The organism is Streptococcus sanguinis, from assembly GCF_001078705.1.
GTDB classification, from domain to species: Bacteria; Bacillota; Bacilli; order Lactobacillales; family Streptococcaceae; genus Streptococcus; species Streptococcus sanguinis_D.
This window is the reverse complement of sequence record NZ_CDMW01000001.1, coordinates 1,437,211-1,454,662: the sequence shown is the minus strand read 5'-3', so window position 1 is coordinate 1,454,662 and position 17,452 is coordinate 1,437,211. Positions and strand designations below refer to the sequence as shown.

Below are 17,452 nucleotides of genomic sequence, written 5' to 3'. Positions count from 1 at the left end.
AATACATGATTAAGATTACTTTCCCAGATGGCGCTGTTCGTGAATTCGAATCTAGCGTTACAACTTTTGAAATTGCCCAATCTATCAGCAATTCCCTAGCTAAAAAAGCTTTGGCTGGTAAATTCAACGGCAAATTGATTGATACGACTCGTGCCATCACTGAAGATGGTGCCATCGAAATCGTGACACCTGACCACGAAGATGCTTTAGATATCTTGCGTCACTCAGCAGCCCACTTGTTTGCGCAGGCAGCTCGCCGTCTTTTCCCAGATATTCACTTGGGCGTTGGTCCCGCCATTCAGGATGGTTTCTACTACGATACGGACAATGAAGCAGGGCAAATTTCAAATGAAGATCTGTCTCGTATCGAAGAAGAAATGAAGAAAATCGTCAAAGAAAACTTCCCATCCATCCGTGAGGAAGTGACCAAGGATGAGGCGCGTGAAATTTTCAAAAACGATCCTTACAAGTTGGAATTGATTGAAGAGCACTCAGAAGACGAGGGCGGTTTGACCATCTACCGTCAGGGTGAATATGTGGATCTCTGCCGTGGGCCTCACGTTCCATCAACTGGTCGCATCCAAATCTTCCACCTCTTGAACGTGGCCGGTGCATACTGGCGCGGGAACAGCGATAATGCTATGATGCAGCGGGTCTATGGTACTGCTTGGTTTGACAAGAAAGACCTGAAGAAATATCTGCAAATGCGGGAAGAAGCTAAAGAACGCGACCACCGTAAGTTAGGGAAAGAACTGGATCTCTTCATGATTTCTCAAGAAGTGGGTCAAGGTTTGCCATTTTGGCTGCCAAACGGTGCGACGGTTCGTCGCGAGTTGGAGCGCTACATCGTTGACAAAGAGTTGGCTTCAGGCTACCAACACGTCTACACTCCGCCGTTAGCTTCTGTGGAGCTTTATAAGACTTCTGGCCACTGGGAGCACTACCAAGAGGATATGTTCCCAACCATGGATATGGGTGATGGAGAGGAGTTTGTTCTTCGTCCCATGAACTGCCCTCACCACATCCAAGTCTACAAACATCATGTTCACTCATACCGCGAGCTGCCAATCCGTATCGCTGAGATTGGCATGATGCACCGCTATGAAAAATCTGGTGCCCTGACTGGTTTGCAACGGGTGCGTGAAATGTCCTTGAACGATGGCCACTTGTTTGTAACGCCAGAACAGATTCAAGAAGAATTCCAGCGTGCGCTGCAGTTGATTATCGACGTTTATGCCGACTTCAACTTGACAGAATATCGTTTCCGTCTGTCTCTTCGTGATCCTCAGGATACGCATAAGTATTTTGATAACGATGAGATGTGGGAAAATGCCCAAACCATGCTGCGAGCAGCCTTGGACGAAATGGGTGTGGACTACTTTGAAGCAGAAGGAGAAGCAGCCTTCTACGGTCCAAAACTTGATATTCAGGTTAAAACAGCCCTAGGAAATGAAGAAACTCTGTCAACTATCCAGCTGGACTTCCTCTTGCCAGAGCGTTTTGACCTCAAGTATGTCGGAGCTGACGGTGAAGAGCATCGCCCAGTTATGATTCACCGTGGAGTTATCTCAACCATGGAGCGCTTCACAGCTATCTTGATTGAAAATTACAAGGGTGCCTTCCCGACTTGGCTGGCTCCGCATCAAGTGACTTTGATTCCGGTTTCTAACGAAGCCCATATTGACTATGCTTGGCAAGTAGCTAAGAAGCTGCGTGACAAGGGTGTCCGTGCTGATGTGGATGAGCGTAATGAAAAGATGCAGTATAAGATTCGTGCCTCACAAACTAGCAAGATTCCTTATCAGTTAATTGTTGGTGACAAGGAAGTAGAAGACGGTACTGTTAATGTCCGCCGCTACGGTCAAAAAGAAACACATACAATACAAGTAGACGAATTTGTAGAGCAAATCTTAGCAGACATTGCTAGCAAATCCCGCGTTGAAAAGTAGAACTCATTAGATAACAATTAAACCCGAGCAATTAGCTCGGGTTTCGTTTATAGACTATTTAGGAAGATTCCTGATTTCTGCTTGATACCATTCAATTTTATTATCTAATTTTTTTAGTGACATTTGCCAATTTTTAATTTGTTCTTGAACAAAACTGCGGTGCTTCTGCAGCATTTCTAAGCGTTCTTTCAGACTGCCATCACCCTGGTAGCGCAAGTCAGCATATCTCTGAATATCTTTCAAATGCATACCCGTATCTTTTAAACGCTGAATAAACTGAACCCAAGCAAGATCGTTCTCGTCGTAGGAACGCTGACCACTTTGATCTCTATCAACTTTAATCAATCCTCGTTTCTCATAATATCGGAGCGTATGCGTTGATAAATTCACTTTTTGGGCAAATAGACCGATTTTCATAAAAAACCTCCTTTGATTTCTTGACTTAGAGTATGGTCTAAGATTTATAATGACATTGTAATCGTTTAAGGAGGTAAATGCAAATGAAAAATAAGCGATTTGAACGTGGATTAGAAAGACTCAATCAGATTGATGGTGAGGGCGGTGAGAAGGTCATTTCCTCTCTGAAAGAAATAGCTCCCGATCTAGGAGACTATATTGTAGAATTTGCTTTTGGCGATATCTATAGTCGGGAGGGACTGAATCTACAGGAGCGAGAAATCGTCACTCTTGCTAGCCTTTTGACACAGGGGGGTTGTGAAGCACAGCTGGAAGTACATATTCAAGCGGCTTTAAATGTTGGCTTAACCCCCGAAAAGATTATAGAATGCTTTTTGCAGTGCATCCCTTATGTTGGATTTCCTAGAGTACTAAATGCTGTTTTTCTAGCTGACAAACTATTTAAAAAAGAATAATAAAAAGGCCGCTGACTACATCAGTGGTCTTTCTAGTTTTAATTCAAGTATTTATCCACATAATCATCAAAATCAGGATATTCATTTCGGTTCATGGCATAGAGCATTTCCCCATAGAGAGGGTCGCTAGACGGGTCGTCTGGTTCTAGAAGAGTAGCTATTTTCATATCATCATCTGGGAAAAGGATGGTGTAGTGATAGGTGTCGCTGACAGTGATACTAAAATATTTAGTATTATCTTGATAGCCTGACTTATCTATCTTATAGTGAAATTCTTTATCACCTAGCTTGCCTGTTTTGTCATTGAAGACAATGTCAATGTCCTCTCCGTTTGCTTTCTGAGCCTTCCATTTTCCCTGGAAGCTAGCGTGCTGACCGCAGGCGCTGAGAAAGATTAGTGTTAAGAAAGTGATGAAAAGCCATATTAGTTTTTTCATATTGTTCTCCTTATCTATCCTTTGATATTATTCTACCACAAATATGAAAAATAAAAAAGCTGAGTTGGTAAACTCAACTTTTGCACAGTAGGTCTGTATTTGAGCTATCTATTCTGCAGCTTGAGCCCAGCGTTGAGATAGCTTGCGCGAGAAGCTGGAAATGGCGAAGTTAATCAGGAAATAGATGGCTGCTACTAATAGGTAGAGTGCGAAGACCTGTTCAGCTTCAAAATAGCGTCCCATTAGAATTTGAGCAGAACCAAAGAGTTCTTGGAGCGCAATAACAGAATAGAGAAGGCTGGTATCCTTGATCACTGTGACAAACTGAGAAATGATGGCTGGCAGCATTTTCCGAATAGCCTGAGGTAGGATGATATAACGCAGAATCTGAAACTGAGTAAATCCTTGAGATAAGCCAGCTTCAGTCTGACCTGGGTTAATGGCATTGAGACCGCCCCGGATAATTTCTGCCAAAGCAGCAGAAGTAAAGACAGTGAAGCTAATGATACCGGCTGGCGTTGACTTAATCTGAAAGACTAAAAAGATAGTGAAAATCCAGAGCAGATTGGGTACATTACGGACAAATTCGATATAAATGCTGGCAATCAGCTTGAGCAGTTTATTTTTTCCGTTTCTCATGACTGCTAGAATAGTTCCAAAAATCGTGGATAGGACAATGGAAATGAAAGAAATTTGTAGCGTCAGCCAGAGCCCCTTAAGGATAAAGAGGAGGTTGTTTGTGGTTAAGACTTTTAAAATATTTTCCATAGAGACCTCCTTAGGTACTGTAAGCTTGTTTATTGGCTTCTTCTACCTTACGTCCCCAGCTGGCGATTGGGAAGCAAAGAAGGAAGTAGAGCAAAGCTGCTCCAGCAAATGCTGGGATGTAGTTGGAATTCAGAGCAGACCAGGACTTGGTCACGAACATCAGATCCATACCAGAGATAATAGCGACGGTAGAAGTGTTTTTTATCAGATTGACGACCTGATTGATTAACGGTGGCAGGATAATCCGAAAAGCTTGGGGCAGGATGATATATCGCATAGTTTCGACATAGGTAAAGCCCTGAGAGAGTGCAGCTTCAGTCTGTCCGCGAGGAATGGACTGGATACCTGAGCGGATGACTTCGGCGATGTAAGCACCGTGATACAATCCTACACAGAGAACCGCAGTCCAATAGATTGAGGGCATGATGGTGTAATTGCTGACTAGCGGAAGACCGTAAAAGACAATCACAAATTGCACTAAGAGTGGTGTATTCTGATAAAACTCAACAAAAATACGAGCTAGACCACGTAGAATTTTATGCTTACCTGTGCTGATAGCTCCGAAGAAAATCCCTAGTAAAAGAGCCAAGGTCAGGGCACCGATAGAAATGGCTAAGGTAAAGAGGAATCCTTGGAAAAACTTGCCAAAGTCCGCAAAGTAGGCCTGCCAAGAAGAAATACTAAAACTCATGGGGTCTCCTTTCTAATCATCTGTTGAAGCAGATGGTTTTAAATCATATTTGTCATAAATTTTCTGTAGACTGCCGTCTTCCTTCCATTTAGAGATTAGGCCATCTACATAGTCATTCAATTGAGTATTGGATTTTTTTGTTACCACACCATAATCGGCTTTTTTGAAGCTGTAATCCAGAATGTTTGACTTGGAACTTACATAACCAGTCAGGATGGACTTGTCAACAGAAATGGCATCAATACGATGAGCCCGCAAGGAAACAGCAAGTTCAGGATAGGAGCCTAATTCCACATATTTGAAGTTGAGCTTTTTCTCTTGGGCGATTTCTTCTAGCAAGGTCTGAGTGATAGAGCCTTGGACGACGCCGATAGTCTTGTTATTCAAGTCCTTGATGTCTGTAATTTTGCTGGATTTATTAACTAAAAAACCAGAAGCATCAGTGTAGTAAGGGGTTGTAAAATTATAGATTTCCTTACGCTCGTCTGTGATGGTAAAGGTCGCAATGACCATGTCAACTTGTCCGTTGTCCAGAAGTGGTCCGCGAGTTTGTGCAGTAACTGGGACGTAGTTGATTTTGACGCCTAGTTCCTTGGCAATCTTTTTTGCAATATCGATTTCTAGACCGCTGTAAGTATTACTATCAGGATTGAGGTAACCAAAGTTAGGTACATCCTGTTTGACACCGACATTGAGGACACCACGTTTCTGGATAGCCTTGACCTGTTGGCTGGTAATGGAATCGGCTTGTGCGGGAACGGCGTGAATCAAGCCAAGAGTCAATAGGAGTAAGACTAGGCTGATGATTATTTTCTTTAGTTTCATAGATCTTCTCCTTTCTAAGAAAGCACGTTATCACTCTCATGGTTGATAATTTTACTGAGAAATTGCTTAGCGCGTGGTTCAGTAGGATTGTCAAAGAAAGCATCAACATCAGTAGTATCCACTAGCACCTCACCGTCTGCCATGAAGATAATGCGGTCAGCTACCTCACGGGCAAATCCCATTTCGTGTGTGACCACAATCATGTTCATGCCGTCTTTGGCTAATTTTTGCATAACAGCCAGAACATCCCCGATTGTTTCAGGGTCCAGGGCAGAAGTAGGTTCATCAAAGAGCAGGAGCTCAGGATGCATGGCTAAACCACGGGCAATGGCAATCCTTTGTTTTTGTCCACCGGATAGCATGCCTGGGTAAGAGTCTTTCTTGTCCCACATGTTGACAAATTCTAGATATTTTTGAGCGATTTTTTTAGCTTCTTGTTTATCCATTCCTAGAACTTTAATAGGCGCCAAGGTAACATTTTCTAACACCGTTTTGTGGGGGTAAAGATTAAAATGTTGAAAGACCATTCCGACTTCTTTACGTAAGTTGACCAGTTCTTTGGCAGCAGTGTTCGTGACCTCGTGGCCATTGACAATTAAGCTTCCCTGGTCAATGCCTTCTAAAGCGTTGATTGTACGGATAAGAGTAGATTTTCCTGAGCCGGATGGTCCCAGCAGTACAACTACTTGCCCTTTTTCAAAACTGAGATTGATATTGCGCAGAGCATGGTAATCTCCGTAATACTTTTCGACATTTTTAAATTCAACTAAAGCCATATCCTTCTCCTTTGTGTTAGATAATATGACATAGATTTTACCATAGAATAAATAAACTGTCAAATTGAATAAAAATGAGTATTTCCATTTAGAGAAAAAATTTTTTTGGATGAGAATTGTCCATTTTCTACAAATGTGGAATAAAAATGGCTTGAATTAGTGTTTTTTAAGAAAACTTTGGTATAATAAGACTAGGTAAATAAATAAAATTGGATTGGGAGTCTAGCTAGGCAAACTAGATTGCCTTTTGCACGTTTTGATGCAGGACGACTTAGCTGACTATGTCACAACTTTTCTATCATGGAGTTGATTCAATCCCAATCTTATGTTAAGGTGAACATATGAAGAAAATATTAGTTGTAGATGATGAGAAACCAATCTCAGATATTATTAAATTTAATATGGCCAAGGAAGGCTATGAGGTTTTGACTGCTTTTGATGGTAAGGAAGCCTTGGAAATGTTTGAGGCAGAACAGCCAGACATCTTGATTCTGGACTTGATGCTGCCAGAAGTGGACGGACTGGAAGTTGCTCGGACTATTCGTAAGACTAGTAATGTGCCGATTATTGTATTGTCTGCTAAGGACAGTGAGTTTGACAAGGTTATCGGTCTTGAAATCGGTGCAGATGACTATGTGACCAAGCCTTTCTCAAATCGTGAGCTGCAGGCGCGTGTCAAGGCACTTCTTCGTCGGGCAGACCTTGTGGTGGAAAACCAAGTGGAAGAAAGTGGTCCGAACGAGCTGACCATTGGGGAACTGCAGATTTTGCCAGATGCTTTTGTTGCTAAGAAGCATGGCAAGGAGCTGGAGCTGACCCACCGTGAGTTTGAGTTGCTTCACCATTTGGCGACACATATCGGTCAGGTGATGACACGTGAGCACTTGCTGGAAACGGTATGGGGCTATGACTATTTTGGTGATGTCCGTACAGTGGATGTGACTATCCGCCGCCTGCGTGAAAAGATTGAAGATACGCCAAGCCGACCTGAGTATATCCTGACTCGCCGCGGAGTTGGCTACTATATGAGAAATAATGATTGAAGCAATTAAACAATTTGTGATTTCTGCGGATTTCGTCTTTGCTATCATTATTATCGGCTTCATTGTAGTTGTGGCCTTGCTTTTATTGGAAAATCGCCGGGATAATCAAAAGCTTGTACAGCTTAATCAAAAGGTTAAAGATTTGATTGCAGGTGACTATTCTGAAGTGCTGGACATGCAGGGAAGCCCGGAAATCACAGATATGACCAACAGTATCAATGATCTTTCAGAGGTCATTCGACTGACACATGAAAATCTTGAGCAAGAAACTAAACGCCTTTCCAGCATCCTGTCCTATATGACAGATGGCGTGCTTGCGACCAACCGCCGGGGGCAGATTATCACTATCAACGATATGGCAACCAAGCAGTTGGGAGTTAAGAGAGACGAGGTCCAAAATATGAGTATTTTGGATCTGCTTTCGATTTCTGACGAGTATGATTTGCGGGACCTGATTACCAATGTTCCTGAGCTTACGATAGATTCTCAGGATGAAAATGGTGAATACTTGAGCTTGCGGGTTCGCTTTGCCCTGGTAAGGCGGGAGTCGGGCTTCATTTCTGGTTTGGTAGCTGTCTTGCATGATACGACAGAGCAGGACAAGGAAGAGCGGGAGCGTCGTCTTTTTGTTTCCAACGTCAGCCATGAGTTGCGGACTCCGCTGACCAGTGTCAAGTCCTATCTGGAAGCCCTGGATGAGGGAGCTTTGTCTGAGCCAGTAGCACCGGACTTTGTCAAGGTATCGCTCAATGAAACCAACCGCATGATGAGGATGGTGACGGACTTGCTTAGTCTGTCACGCATTGACAACGAGACCAGTCATCTGGAAGTGGAGCTGACGAATTTCACGGCCTTTATCACCTTTATCCTCAATCGCTTTGACAAGATAAAAAATCAAGACGAAACCAAGAAATACGAGATTATCCGTGATTATCCGATAACACCAATCTGGGTAGAGATTGATACAGATAAGCTGACCCAGGTCATTGATAATATCATGAACAATGCCATCAAGTATTCGCCAGATGGTGGAACCATTACTGTTTCCATCAAGACAACTGATGAGCAGTTGATTCTCTCGATTGCAGATGAAGGTCTGGGGATTCCCAAGCAGGACCTGCCTAAGATCTTTGACCGCTTTTATCGAGTGGACAAGGCGCGCAGCCGCGCACAGGGCGGAACAGGTCTGGGGCTGGCTATTGCCAAGGAAATCATCAAGCAGCATCAGGGCTTTATCTGGGCTAAGAGTGAGTATGGCAAGGGCTCGACCTTTACCATTGTCTTGCCTTATGAGAATGATGGCGTCCGGGATGACGACTGGGATAATGAAGACATATAGAAAGTAAACATGACTAAAGGATTTCAATACAGTATTTTGGCGTCAGGATCAAGTGGTAACTGTTTCTATCTGGAAACAGATCAAAAGCGGATTCTGGTTGACGCTGGCTTATCAGGCAAGAAAATCACTAGATTGCTGGGCGAAATTGACCGCAAGCCTGAGGATTTGGATGCCATTTTAGTGACTCATGAGCACAAGGACCACATTCATGGTGTTGGAGTGTTGGCTCGCAAGTATCATTTAGATATTTATGCTAATGAGGCCACTTGGAAGGCTATGGAAAAGGACTTGGGCAAGCTGGATGCTAGTCAAAAGCATGTCTTTGAACTGGGCAAGACCAAGACCTTTGGAGACTTGGATGTGGAGAGCTTTGGTGTCAGTCATGACGCAGCCTGTCCGCAGTTTTACCGCTTTATGAAGGATGACAAGAGTTTTGTCATGCTGACGGATACGGGCTATGTCAGTGATCGGATGGCTGGTATTATCGAAAATGCCGATGGTTATCTGATTGAGAGCAACCATGATATTGAAATTCTTCGCAGCGGTGCCTATCCTTGGGGCCTCAAGCAGCGGATTTTGTCGGATATGGGCCACCTGTCCAATGAAGATGGAGCAGAGACCATGATTCGGACGCTGGGCAATCGCACCAAGCGAATCTATCTGGGCCATCTCAGTAAGGAAAACAATATCAAGGAATTGGCTCACATGACCATGGTCAATCAACTGGCTCAAGCCGATATGGCAGTTGGTCACGACTTCCAGGTCTATGATACCTCGCCTGATACCGCAACGCCTTTGACGAGTATTTAAACACCAGGCCGAAAGGTTTGGTTTTCTTGCTCTAGTGCGGTATCCATTAAATATTTAAAAAGCAACGGTTTTATTTTGCAAAGGAGCTTGTATGCGGCCAATTTACTTTGTGGTAGGTCTATTATCTTTAGGGTTGGGAGTTTTGGGGATTTTTCTGCCTCTCCTGCCGACGACGCCATTTCTTCTCTTGTCCATTGCCTGCTTTTCGCGCAGTTCCAAGCGTTTTGAGAATTGGCTCTATCATACAAAGATGTATCAGACCTATGTGGCGGATTTTCGAGAGACGGGAAGGATTGCCAAGGAACGTAAGAAAAAGATTATCGTTTCCATCTATATCTTGATGGGGATTTCCATTTTTCTAGCACCTATTATTTGGGTTAAGATTGGACTGTTGGGTCTGACCGTTTTTATCACCTATTATTTGTTTAAAGTAATTCCGGATAAGGAATAGAAATCACTGTCAGCAGGTGCGTTTGCGCCTGTTTTTTGTTATAATAGAGACTGTATATCTTTGGAAAGGAAAAGGTATCATGCTGCTTATCTGACTCAAGTCAGCATGATATAAAATAGTAATGGAAAATTTGAAAAAAGCATTGCTGGAGCAGTTTGACTTGGTTTTCGCTGATGAGACCTTGTTGGAAACGGCTTTTACCCATACGAGCTATGCCAATGAGCACCGCCTCTTAAAAATTTCACACAATGAACGCTTGGAATTTTTAGGAGACGCTGTTCTGCAACTGATTATTTCGGAGTATCTTTATACCAAGTATCCTAAGAGGCCAGAGGGCGACCTGTCCAAGCTGCGTTCCATGATTGTTCGGGAGGAGAGCCTGGCAGGCTTTGCCCGTGATTGTCAATTTGATCATTTTATCAAGCTGGGACGCGGAGAGGAGAAGTCTGGCGGCCGGAATCGTGATACGATTTTAGGTGATTTGTTTGAGGCCTTTTTAGGCGCCTTGCTCTTAGATAAGGGTGTGGAAGCGGTCAAAAGCTTTCTCTATCAAGTCATGATTCCCAAGGTGGAAGCGGGAGATTTTGAGCGGGTGACGGACTATAAGACCAAGCTGCAGGAGTTGCTGCAGATTAATGGTGATGTGGAAATTGCCTATCAGGTCGTCTCTGAGACAGGACCGGCTCATGCCAAAAATTTCGAGGTGGCTGTTCTCATCAATGGCCGCAAGTCCGGTCAAGGCCAGGGGCGTTCTAAAAAGCTGGCCGAGCAGGAAGCTGCTAAAAACGCATTTGAAAAGGAAAGTTCTTCATGTTTTTAAAGGAAATTGAAATTCAGGGCTTCAAGTCATTTGCTGATAAGACTAAAGTTGTCTTTGATCAGGGAGTGACTGCGGTTGTTGGGCCAAATGGTTCCGGCAAGTCCAATATTACGGAGAGCCTGCGCTGGGCCTTGGGAGAGTCTAGTGTGAAAAGTCTGCGGGGCGGCAAGATGCCCGATGTGATTTTTGCGGGAACAGAAACCCGCAAGCCACTCAATTATGCATCAGTGGTAGTGGTTTTGGACAATAGTGACCAATTTATCAAGGATGCTGCCAATGAGATTCGGGTGGAGCGCCACATTTACCGCAGTGGTGACAGTGAGTATAAGATTGATGGCAAAAAAGTCCGTCTGCGCGATGTCCATGATCTTTTCATGGATACGGGGCTGGGACGGGATTCCTTCTCCATCATTTCCCAAGGGAAAGTTGAAGAAATCTTTAACAGCAAGCCAGAGGAACGTCGGGCAATTTTTGAGGAAGCTGCTGGAGTGCTTAAGTATAAGACACGTCGTAAGGAAACGGAAAGCAAGCTTAGTCAGACCCAGGATAATCTGGACCGTCTGGAAGACATTATCTACGAGTTGGAGAGCCAGGTCAAGCCCTTGGAGAAGCAGGCTGAAACTGCTAAGCGCTTCTTGAGTCTGGATGGCCAGCGCCGAGAGCTTTTCTTGGATGTTTTGGTCGCTCAGCTGACAGCCAATAAGGAAAAGCTGACCAAGGCTGAAGAAGATTTAACGAATATCCAGCAGGAGCTAGCAGCCTACTATAGCAAGCGCGATGAGCTGGAAGTTGAAAATCAAACCTTGAAGGCCAAGCGCCATGAGCTCAATCAAACTTTGTCTGATGATCAAGCTAGTTTGCTGGAATTGACCCGCTTAATCAGTGATTTGGAGCGGCAGATTGACCTCTCTAAGCTAGAGTCCAGCCAGGCAGCGACGAGCCGTCGGGAAAATGAAGAACGTTTGGCCACTTTGTCAGAAAAACTGGCTCAGATAGAAAGCAACATAGAAGACAAGCAGGCTGAATTGAGCCAAATAGCTGCCAAACTGAGTGACAATGAGCAGTCTATCGCTACTTTGGAAGCAGAATTAGCAGACTTTTCAGATGATCCAGACCAGCTGATTGAACATCTACGTGAGCAGTATGTCAAGCTCATGCAGGAAGAGGCAAATCTTTCTAATGACTTGACTTCTCTGGAGAGCCAGCTGGCTAGCGAGCTTAAATTGGCTGAGAGTAAGAAAGCAGACTATGCTAAATTGCAAGCAGATTTGGAAGCTAGCCAAACTCAGGAGCAGGCTGGTTTGGAGGAGTTGGAAATTGCTCGCCAAGCCCTCAAGAATCTACTGGCTGACTACCAGAGTCAGGTTCAGTTGGTAGAGAAGCTGGAGGCTGACTATAAGCATCAGCAGACTAAGATGTTTGAGCTTTTGGATGACCTCAAAAACAAGCAGGCGCGTTCCAATAGCTTGGAAGCCATTCTCAAAAATCACAGTAATTTCTATGTTGGAGTCAAGAGTGTACTGCAGGAGGCAGGTCGACTGGGCGGTATTGTAGGAGCAGTTAGCGAAAAGCTTAGCTTCGACGCCCACTATCAGACAGCGCTGGAAATTGCCTTGGGAGCTAGCAGTCAGAACATTATCGTGGAAGATGAGGTAGCTGCGACTCGGGCTATCGAATTTCTGAAGAAAAATCGGGCTGGCCGGGCAACCTTCCTGCCTTTAACGACCATCAAGCCGCGTCAGCTGCCTGACCATAACCGTGCTACGATTGAAAAGAGTGCTGGTTTTCTGGGACTAGCTTCTTCCTTGGTCAGCTATGAGTCATCGCTAGACAGCATTTTTCAAAATCTGCTGGGAACAACCGCTATTTTTGATACAGTGGAGCATGCCCGAGCAGCAGCTCGCCAAATACGCTATCAGGTTCGCATAGTGACTTTGGATGGAACAGAGCTTCGGACTGGCGGTTCTTTTGCTGGTGGTGCCAACCGCAATAACAATACTATCTTTATCAAGCCGGAGCTAGATGCTTTGCTTGAGGAGATTAAGCAGAAAAATGTCAGCTTGAAAGAGCAGGAAGAAGCAGTGCAAATTCTGCAAAACCAGCTAAGTCAGGCTAAGCAGGTATTGGAACAAATCAAGACAGACGGTGAACAGGCTCGCTTGGCTGAGCAAAAGGCTAATCTAGCCTATGAACAGTTAGCCAAGCGCGTAGAAGAGCTCACAAGTCTGAAAAATCTACAGGAACAGGAGTTGGCTGGTCAATCTGCTTTGGATATTTCAGAAGAGAAAGACCGACTGCAGACCCGCTTGACCGAAATTGAGCAAGAAAAAACGGACATCACTGCAGAAATAGAGCAGGTTAAGTCGAACAAAGATGCAGTTCAGGCTCGTTTCGACAAGCTTTCCTCTCGCCTAGCTGAACTCAAGCTCCAGCGAACAGAGCTGACCTCCAACCAACGCTTTGAAAAGAATGACTTGGAGCGTCTGTCCGAGGAGAAAGCCAGCCTTGAAAAAGAGCAGGCAACCTTGGAGCTTTTGATGGAGCAAAAGGAGCAGTCCGGCCTGCAGAAAGTGGATATCACAATTCTGGAAGAGCAATTAGAGACCGCCAAGCAAGAAAAGACTGAGCTGGATCAAAGACTGATTCGTCTGAAATTTGAACTTGAAGATTTAGAAGGTCAGTCTGACGATATTGCCGGTCGTTTGGAGCAAGCCCGCCATCAAAATGAAGAATTGATTCGCCGGCAGGCTAAAGCAGAGGCAGAAAAGGATAAGCTCATGGATGTCATGCGCCGTCTGGCAAGCAATCTGACAGATGACTATCAGATGAGTTTCGAAGAAGCAAACAGTCAGGCTCGTCCGTTAGAAAGTTTACCAGCTGCTGAAAGCCAGGTGAAGGATCTGGAAAGAGCCATTCGAGCTTTAGGTCCAGTCAATCTGGAAGCAGTTGAGCAGTTTGAAGAAGTCAGCAACCGTTTGAACTTCCTCAACGAACAGCGAGACGATGTCCTATCAGCCAAAAATCTGCTCTTAGAGACGATAGAAGAGATGAATGACGAAGTCAAGGAACGCTTTAAATCGACCTTTGAAGCCATTTGTGAAAGCTTCAAGGTGACTTTCCGTCAGATGTTTGGCGGTGGTTCAGCAGACCTGATATTGACGGAGGGAGACTTGCTGACTGCAGGTGTAGAAATCTCCGTGCAGCCACCTGGCAAGAAAATCCAGTCGCTTAATCTGATGAGCGGTGGCGAGAAGGCCTTATCAGCTTTGGCTCTACTCTTCTCTATCATCCGCGTTAAGACCATTCCTTTTGTCATCTTGGACGAGGTGGAAGCAGCGTTGGATGAGGCTAATGTCAAACGCTTTGGGGATTATCTCAATCGATTTGACAAGGACAGTCAGTTCATCGTGGTCACTCACCGTAAGGGAACCATGTCAGCTGCAGACTCTATTTACGGAGTTACCATGCAGGAGTCTGGTGTTTCCAAGATTGTCTCGGTCAAGTTAAAAGATTTAGAAAGTATGTAAAATGAGTATAAAATTAGTAGCAACGGATATGGACGGTACCTTTTTGGACAGTAAAGGTCAGTTTGATATGGACCGCCTCAAGCAAGTTTTGACTCGCTTCAAGGAAAAAGGTATGTATTTTGCCGTGGCTAGCGGACGCGGCCTCTTGTCGCTGGAAAAGCTGTTTGAGGAAGTGCGCAATGAGATTATTTTTATTGCTGAAAACGGCAGTTTGGTGGAATTTCACGGTCAGGATCTCTATGAAGCAACCATGCCACGGGAGTTTTACCTCAGGGTTTTTGACAAGCTGCAGGAATCTCCCTATGTCAATGTCAATGAGCTGCTTTTGACAGGCAAACGCGCCTGCTATGTATTGGAGACTGTGGATCCGACCTATCTTTCCTTCAGTGCTCATTATAATGAAAACATTCAAAAAGTGGCGAGCTTGGCTGATATCGACGATGAAATTTTCAAGTTTACGACCAATTTTGCTGAGGACCAAGTCGCAGCTGGTGAAGCTTGGGTCAATGAGAATATTGATGGAGTCAAGGCCATGACAACTGGCTACAAGTCCATTGACATCGTTCTGGACCATGTGGATAAGGGGGTTGCCATTGTTGAGCTGGCCAAGAAGCTAGATATAGATCTTTCTCAGGTTATGGTTTTTGGTGATAATCTCAATGATTTGCACATGATGCAGGTGGCTGGCTATCCGATTGCGACTGAAAATGCTCGCCCTGAGATTTTAGAAGTCGCCAAGGAAGTCATCGGCCACCATGATGCTCAGTCGGTTATCACTTACATGGAGGGATTATAATGGCAGATATAAAACTGATTGCTCTGGACTTGGATGGAACTCTCCTGACTTCAGACAAGAAGATTTCTGAGCGTAATTTAGCAGCTTTAAAAGCAGCTCAGACCAAGGGAGTTAAGGTAGTTCTGACTACGGGTCGCCCCCTCAAAGCCATGGACTTTTTCCTGCATGAGCTGGGAACAGACGGTCGAGAAGATGAGTACACCATTACTTTTAATGGAGGACTTGTTCAGCGCAACACTGGAGAAATTCTTGATAAAACGGTCTTTTCTTATGATGATGTAGCCCGGATTTACGAGGAGACGGACAAGCTCCATATCCCTCTTGATGCTATCTGTGAAGGACTTGTCTATCAGATTCAGTCCGATCAAGACTCGCTTTATGCTCAGTTCAATCCAGCTCTGACCTTTGAGTCTATTGATTTCAGTGATTTGTCCAGCCAGCAGACTTACAATAAATGTGTCACTGCTTATGCTCAAGAACCACTGGATGCGGCTATTGAGCAAATCTCGACGGAATTATTTAATCGCTATGAGATTTTCAAATCTAGAGAAATGCTGCTGGAGTGGTCCCCTAAAAATGTCCACAAGGCCAAGGGTCTGGAGAAGCTGATTGCCCATTTAGGCATTGAGAGAAGTCAGGTCATGGCCTGTGGTGATGAAGCCAACGATCTGTCTATGATTGAGTGGGCTGGTCTGGGGGTGGCCATGCAGAATGCAGTAACCATCGTCAAAGAAGCAGCCAATGTGGTGACACCTATGACCAATGATGAGGATGCAGTGGCTTGGGCTATTGAAGAATATGTACTAAAGGAGGATTAGCCGATGGGATTATTTGACCGCCTTTTCGGCCGAAAAAAACAAGAACCGCCAATTGAAGAAGTTGTCAAGGAAGCATTGGAAAACATTGGCGAGCTTGAGGAAGAAACAGCGCCTGTTCCAGAAGCAGGAGAAAATTTTGAAGCGGAAGCTGTTCAGTCCTATCAGGATGAGCAGCAACTTGATGACCAAATTTCGGATACAAAAGATAGTTTGGCTGATGTTGAAGAGCTAGCATCTCAAGCTATCCAAGAAGAAAGCAAGGAGCCAGAGCATGAAAGAGAAATTATTGCAGAAAATCAAGAAGTGGCTCAAGGAGCAACTCAGACTGAAGAAACTCTAGAAGAGCACCAGTCTGAAAGTGTTGACGAAATAGTAGAAAATTTTGTTGAACAAGCGGATCTTTCGGATGAAGCATCATCTCATACCGAGCATGAAGCAGCTTCCTATGACGAGGTGGGAACTGATTCAAATGATGAGTTCGAGCTAGAAACAGAAGCTGAGTCACTAACAGAATCAGAACAGGTCGACCAAGCAGCTGATGTTGCTGAAGAATCAGAAGCAGAAACTACAGAAGAGTCTGTTGAACTTCCTCAAGAGGAATCCACTCAGGAAAAATATGACCGCAGCCTAAAGAAGACTCGGACAGGATTTGGAGCACGGCTCAATGCCTTCTTTGCTAATTTCCGCTCAGTAGATGAAGAGTTCTTCGAAGAGTTGGAAGAGCTGCTCATCACTAGTGATGTAGGGGTTCAAGTGGCTTCCAGTCTGACTGAGGAACTACACTATGAAGCCCGTCTGGAAAATGCTAAAAAACCAGCTGCTCTGCGCCAGCTGATTATTGAAAAATTGGTGGACATCTATGAGAAAGATGGCCGCTTTAATGAAAAAATTAATTTCCAAAACGGTCTGACTGTCATGCTCTTTGTTGGGGTCAACGGAGTCGGTAAGACCACCTCTATCGGTAAACTAGCTTATAAGTACAAACAACAAGGCAAGAAAGTCATGTTGGTAGCAGCAGATACATTCCGAGCTGGAGCGGTGGCTCAGTTGGCTGAATGGGGTCGGCGCGTAGATGTTCCAGTCGTGACAGGGCCTGAGAAGAGCGATCCTGCCAGTGTTGTCTATGACGGTATGGAGCGTGCTCAGGCAGAGCAGGTTGATGTTCTTATGATTGACACAGCTGGCCGCCTGCAAAATAAGGACAACCTCATGGCAGAGCTGGAGAAAATTGGCCGTATTATTAAGCGGGTGGATCCAGAAGCACCGCATGAAACTTTCCTAGCCCTCGATGCTTCAACTGGTCAGAATGCTCTAGTTCAGGCTAAAGAATTTTCTAAAATCACACCAGTCACAGGAATTGTACTGACAAAGATTGATGGAACAGCTCGAGGCGGGGTTGTACTAGCCATTCGTCAAGAATTGGATATTCCAGTGAAGCTGATTGGCTTTGGAGAAAAGATTGATGATATCGGTGAGTTTAACTCAGAGAACTTTATGAAAGGCCTGCTTGAAGGCTTAGTATAAAGCAAA

The 17,452-nt window shown here is 44.6% G+C and carries 17 protein-coding genes; 11 read left to right on the top strand and 6 right to left on the bottom strand.

The window, feature by feature from the left end:
• Positions 1 to 5 precede the first annotated feature (5 nt).
• Positions 6 to 1,949, top strand: coding sequence for a threonine--tRNA ligase (gene thrS, locus SSV_RS07310; protein WP_072074280.1), 1,944 nt, complete (start codon positions 6 to 8; stop codon positions 1,947 to 1,949).
• A 54-nt stretch (positions 1,950 to 2,003) separates the two neighbouring features.
• On the opposite strand, the gene SSV_RS07305 is transcribed toward thrS, so the two are convergent.
• The gene (locus SSV_RS07305; protein WP_004192884.1) at positions 2,004 to 2,366 is read right to left on the bottom strand and encodes a MerR family transcriptional regulator; all 363 of its coding nucleotides are present in this window, start codon (positions 2,364 to 2,366) and stop codon (positions 2,004 to 2,006) included.
• Between the two features lie 77 nt (positions 2,367 to 2,443).
• Here SSV_RS07305 and SSV_RS07300 point away from each other — a divergent pair, with 77 nt between their 5' ends.
• Positions 2,444 to 2,821 carry a carboxymuconolactone decarboxylase family protein gene (locus SSV_RS07300; protein ID WP_002899930.1) on the top strand — a complete coding sequence of 126 codons (378 nt, stop codon included), beginning with the start codon at positions 2,444 to 2,446 and terminating at the stop codon, positions 2,819 to 2,821.
• A gap of 38 nt (positions 2,822 to 2,859) precedes the next feature.
• Here the strand turns inward: SSV_RS07300 and SSV_RS07295 are convergent, their stop codons facing one another.
• The 5 genes from SSV_RS07295 to SSV_RS07275 form a co-directional block, all read right to left on the bottom strand.
• Positions 2,860 to 3,258, bottom strand: coding sequence for a hypothetical protein (locus SSV_RS07295; RefSeq protein ID WP_072074279.1), 399 nt, complete (start codon positions 3,256 to 3,258; stop codon positions 2,860 to 2,862).
• Between the two features lie 108 nt (positions 3,259 to 3,366).
• Positions 3,367 to 4,026 carry an amino acid ABC transporter permease gene (locus tag SSV_RS07290; RefSeq protein WP_072074278.1) on the bottom strand — a complete coding sequence of 220 codons (660 nt, stop codon included), beginning with the start codon at positions 4,024 to 4,026 and terminating at the stop codon, positions 3,367 to 3,369.
• Positions 4,027 to 4,036: 10 nt separating this feature from the next.
• Entirely contained in the window at positions 4,037 to 4,717 is a 681-nt protein-coding gene (locus SSV_RS07285; RefSeq protein ID WP_072074277.1) for an amino acid ABC transporter permease, read from the bottom strand.
• A gap of 12 nt (positions 4,718 to 4,729) precedes the next feature.
• The gene (locus SSV_RS07280) at positions 4,730 to 5,542 is read right to left on the bottom strand and encodes a transporter substrate-binding domain-containing protein (RefSeq protein WP_072074276.1); all 813 of its coding nucleotides are present in this window, start codon (positions 5,540 to 5,542) and stop codon (positions 4,730 to 4,732) included.
• Between the two features lie 14 nt (positions 5,543 to 5,556).
• Positions 5,557 to 6,318: an amino acid ABC transporter ATP-binding protein gene (locus SSV_RS07275; RefSeq protein ID WP_072074275.1), complete on the bottom strand. Its 762-nt coding sequence runs from the start codon at positions 6,316 to 6,318 to the stop codon at positions 5,557 to 5,559.
• A gap of 341 nt (positions 6,319 to 6,659) precedes the next feature.
• On the opposite strand from SSV_RS07275, the gene yycF reads away from it, so the two are divergent.
• From yycF to ftsY, 9 genes are all read left to right on the top strand, one after another.
• Complete coding sequence (gene yycF / locus SSV_RS07270) at positions 6,660 to 7,361, top strand: response regulator YycF (RefSeq protein WP_002894937.1); 702 nt, start codon at positions 6,660 to 6,662, stop codon at positions 7,359 to 7,361.
• Positions 7,354 to 8,700 carry a cell wall metabolism sensor histidine kinase VicK gene (gene vicK / locus SSV_RS07265; protein ID WP_061602833.1) on the top strand — a complete coding sequence of 449 codons (1,347 nt, stop codon included), beginning with the start codon at positions 7,354 to 7,356 and terminating at the stop codon, positions 8,698 to 8,700. Before yycF ends, vicK begins: the two co-directional genes overlap by 8 nt.
• 9 nt (positions 8,701 to 8,709) lie before the next feature.
• Positions 8,710 to 9,510, top strand: coding sequence for an MBL fold metallo-hydrolase (locus tag SSV_RS07260; RefSeq protein ID WP_072074274.1), 801 nt, complete (start codon positions 8,710 to 8,712; stop codon positions 9,508 to 9,510).
• A 91-nt stretch (positions 9,511 to 9,601) separates the two neighbouring features.
• On the top strand, positions 9,602 to 9,961 hold the full coding sequence (locus tag SSV_RS07255; RefSeq protein ID WP_061602831.1) for a YbaN family protein: 360 nt from the start codon (positions 9,602 to 9,604) through the stop codon (positions 9,959 to 9,961).
• Positions 9,962 to 10,082: 121 nt separating this feature from the next.
• Complete coding sequence (gene rnc, locus SSV_RS07250) at positions 10,083 to 10,781, top strand: ribonuclease III (RefSeq protein ID WP_002912898.1); 699 nt, start codon at positions 10,083 to 10,085, stop codon at positions 10,779 to 10,781.
• Positions 10,772 to 14,308 carry a chromosome segregation protein SMC gene (gene smc, locus SSV_RS07245; RefSeq protein WP_072074273.1) on the top strand — a complete coding sequence of 1,179 codons (3,537 nt, stop codon included), beginning with the start codon at positions 10,772 to 10,774 and terminating at the stop codon, positions 14,306 to 14,308. The genes rnc and smc overlap by 10 nt, the downstream gene beginning before the upstream one ends.
• A gap of 1 nt (position 14,309) precedes the next feature.
• A complete protein-coding gene (locus SSV_RS07240) occupies positions 14,310 to 15,104 on the top strand; it encodes a Cof-type HAD-IIB family hydrolase (RefSeq protein ID WP_072074272.1) in 795 nt (264 codons plus the stop codon).
• The gene (locus SSV_RS07235) at positions 15,104 to 15,922 is read left to right on the top strand and encodes a Cof-type HAD-IIB family hydrolase (RefSeq protein ID WP_072074271.1); all 819 of its coding nucleotides are present in this window, start codon (positions 15,104 to 15,106) and stop codon (positions 15,920 to 15,922) included. The genes SSV_RS07240 and SSV_RS07235 overlap by 1 nt, the downstream gene beginning before the upstream one ends.
• Before the next feature lie 3 nt (positions 15,923 to 15,925).
• Positions 15,926 to 17,446, top strand: coding sequence for a signal recognition particle-docking protein FtsY (gene ftsY / locus SSV_RS07230; protein WP_072074270.1), 1,521 nt, complete (start codon positions 15,926 to 15,928; stop codon positions 17,444 to 17,446).
• Positions 17,447 to 17,452 lie beyond the last annotated feature (6 nt).